Source organism: Streptomyces phytophilus, from assembly GCF_013870535.1.
Lineage (GTDB): Bacteria > Actinomycetota > Actinomycetes > Streptomycetales > Streptomycetaceae > Streptomyces > Streptomyces phytophilus.
Window position 1 is genome coordinate 1 of record NZ_JACBXC010000767.1, and the last position, 2,924, is coordinate 2,924.

4 protein-coding genes are annotated in these 2,924 nt (G+C 75.0%); 3 read left to right on the forward strand and 1 reads right to left on the reverse strand.

Annotation, left to right across the window (positions count from 1 at the left end; all coding sequences use genetic code 11):
- From H5J30_RS24905 to H5J30_RS24915, 3 genes are all read left to right on the forward strand, one after another.
- Positions 1-440 (forward strand): phosphotransferase (locus H5J30_RS24905; protein WP_181789599.1); only part of this gene is annotated, 440 nt, incomplete at its 5' end.
- Between the two features lie 159 nt (positions 441-599).
- Positions 600-1,334: a translation initiation factor IF-2 gene (locus H5J30_RS24910; RefSeq protein WP_181789600.1), complete on the forward strand. Its 735-nt coding sequence runs from the start codon at positions 600-602 to the stop codon at positions 1,332-1,334.
- Positions 1,335-1,470: 136 nt separating this feature from the next.
- On the forward strand, positions 1,471-2,127 hold the full coding sequence (locus tag H5J30_RS24915; protein ID WP_181789601.1) for a maleylpyruvate isomerase N-terminal domain-containing protein: 657 nt from the start codon (positions 1,471-1,473) through the stop codon (positions 2,125-2,127).
- A gap of 36 nt (positions 2,128-2,163) precedes the next feature.
- On the opposite strand, the gene H5J30_RS24920 is transcribed toward H5J30_RS24915, so the two are convergent.
- A complete protein-coding gene (locus H5J30_RS24920) occupies positions 2,164-2,760 on the reverse strand; it encodes a DUF4291 domain-containing protein (RefSeq protein ID WP_181789602.1) in 597 nt (198 codons plus the stop codon).
- Positions 2,761-2,924 lie beyond the last annotated feature (164 nt).

A 2,924-nucleotide genomic window follows, 5' to 3' on the forward strand; every position in this document is an offset into this window, starting at 1 on the left:
GGCTGCGGGACCCGCAACTGGACAAGTGGCTGGCCGGATTTGCCGCCCGCCCGCTGCCGCGGCACGCGCTGCACGGCGACTACTACCACGGCAACCTGCTCGTCGACCGCCGCGACCCGGCGCGCATCGTCGCCGTCCTCGACTGGGACGAGTCGTTCGTCGCCCGGCCCGAGGTGGAGGTGGGCAGCGCGGCGCTGGAGTTCGCCGACGAGTTCTGCGAGAACCCGGCGGACGCGCGCCGCTTCGCCGACGCGTACCGGGAGGCGGGCGGGACCGCCGAGGTGCTGGACGACGAGACGCTGACGCAGCTGATGCGGCACCGCCTGCGGCGCGAGGGCGTGTACTTCGCGCTCGCCGTCGCCCGGGGCGTCCAGCACGACGACGAGGACCTGGAGTACCACCGGCGCCGGATGGAGGCGTTCGCCAGGCTCCGCCCGTGACCCGCCCGGCCCCGGCGGGCTGCCCCGCGACTGGAGCCGGGCGGGATGCCTCGGGGGGTGCGCCGCGGCCGGTCGCCGCACCGGCTGAGTACGACCGCCTACCCCGGTCTGAGTACGCCAGCGGTTACCCGCCGCGCCCGGCGCCGGAACCGTGGACGCATGCGCCGACTGCTGCTGCTCGCCCCGCTGTTGCTGTTCACCGCCGGCTGCGGGGTGGTGCAGTCCTCCGAGGACGAGGCGACGGACGCCGCACGGGAAGCGGCCGGGAAGGCGGGTGAGCGGCTCTATAGCCAGCGCCCGCGCACGGCGGAGGAGGTCGGGCGCTTCGCTTCCGGCCTCGACGGGGTGGAGGTCCTGCGGGTGACGGGTACCTCGACACACGACGGGGACGGCGTCGACGTGGTCGTCCGCACGTCCGGCTCGGCGCCCGACGGCTGGTTCGACCCTCAGGAGATCGTCGTGCGGCGCTGTTTCACGGTGCGGGTGTCGCCCAAGTCGCAGTGGGGAGAGGATCCCCGTGACGCGGACTGCCCCGACGGCCCCCCGCTGGCCTTCGCCCCGCCACCCGCACCGCCCCGGCTGCCGTACGAGGAGCTGAGGGCGGAACTTCCCCGGGTGCCCGAGGACGGCCGGGCGGACGAGGCTAAGGTGCGCCGTGCGCTCGCCGCCCTGGACCTGCATCCGGCGATCCTCACCGAGGTGATGGCGGAAGGCGGCCGGGTCGGCGTCCTCCTGTCGGTGGAGGGCAACGGCTTCGACGCGCAGGACTGCCTGCTCGCCCGCGTGGCCCCCGGCGCCACAGAGGTGTGGGTGCCGCCCCGGATCCAGCGGATGGCCGGAGAGGGCGGCTGCTCCGTCGGCAACGCCCTGGACCCGTATCCGTCACCGCACTGAACGGGGCGCCCGGCACCGGCGAAAGCCGCCCCCGCTTTCCGCCTCCCCGGGCGGAGGCCGTGCCTGCGGGCTGCCGCCGAGCAGGACCCCTCCCCAACGAGTTGTCCGCGGTGCGGCGGCGAACTAGGTTGCCGAGATGGACCAATTCGCACCCTCCTGGGCGGCGCTGCGCGCGGCCGTCGCCGACCTGGGCGACGAGGACTTCGCGCAGCCCTCCGGCTGCACCGGGTGGCTCGTCCGCGACCTCGTCTGCCACTTCGTGATCGACGCGCAGGACGTGCTCATCACCCTGGTCACCCCGGCCGGCGGCGAACCGACGGCCGACGCGGCGGGCTACTGGCACGTGGGCGGCGAGCCGCCCACCGGCGAGGACCCCCTCGACGCGCTCACCGTCCGGATGGCCGCGGCGTACGAGGACCCGGCGCTGCTGAAGTTCCACCTCGACGACGTCGGCTCCGCCGCCGGCCGCGCGGCGCAACTCGCCGACCCGGCACTGGTGGTGAGCACGCAGGACATGGTCCTCACGGCCGGCGACTACCTCGCGGCGTACGTGCTGGAGTGGACCCTGCACCACCTGGACCTGACCGCCCGCCTCCCGCACGTCCCCGGCCCGCCCGCGGCGGGCCTGGCGGAGTCCCGGGCGCTGCTGGAACGGATCGCGGGCGCGGCGTTCCCCGAGTCCTTCACCGACGCGGACGCCCTCCTGGTCGCCACCGGCCGCCGCACCCCCACGGAGGCGGAGCGCACGGCCCTCGGCCCGTCGGCGGCGAAGCTCCCCCTCATCCTGGGCTGACCGGGCCGGCCGCCGGCCGTCGCTGCCGCCCGCCGCCTATGTGGTGCCGATACGGGTCCGGATGTCGTCCGGCAGCGGGCAGACCTCCTCCCGCGGCAGCAGCGCGGCGGCCTCCTCCCGCCTCTTCTCCCGCAGCAGCGAGCGCACTTCGCGCGCGAGCGGCGTGACGTCCTCGATCCCGCGGATCCACTCGCCGACGTAGCACCCGACCGCGGGCCCGGAGAGCCCGATCTGAATCGCCCGGTGCGCCAGCGGCCGCAGCGCCATGTCCCGTTCCGGATCCCACTGGACACGCACCGGGCCGGCCTTCTTCGCCGCCGGCCAGTCGTCGCGGGTGGCGTGCAACCGGCTGTCGTGATGGCTCAGGCAGGAGTGGCGCAGCGCCCATTCGAACCCCTGCCGGGTGATCTCCACGGCCAGCACCCGCTCCTGCCCGGGCTTCTCGGCCCACCCGCAGCGGTACATCATCCACAGGAACGACGGCTTGATCCAGGTCATCCGCTCCCGCTTGAACGGCGCCACGAACGTCCCCGCCCGCAGCGCGGGCTCCGCGATGGCGGGCCCGTACGCCTGGTAGACGGTGAGCGTGTCCGCACTCTGCTTCGCACGGACCTCCCGCGGTGCGGCCGTCACTCGGGGGACTCCTCCGCGTGCACGGCGGATTCCGTCAGGAACTTCGCCGCGGTCGTCGTGAAGCGGGCCGGGTCGTCCAGCCACGGGTGGTGGCCGGCGGCGGGCTGGACGGCGTAGGTCGCGTGCGGGAACAGCGCCGCGTACCGCGCCATCGCCGGGGGCGG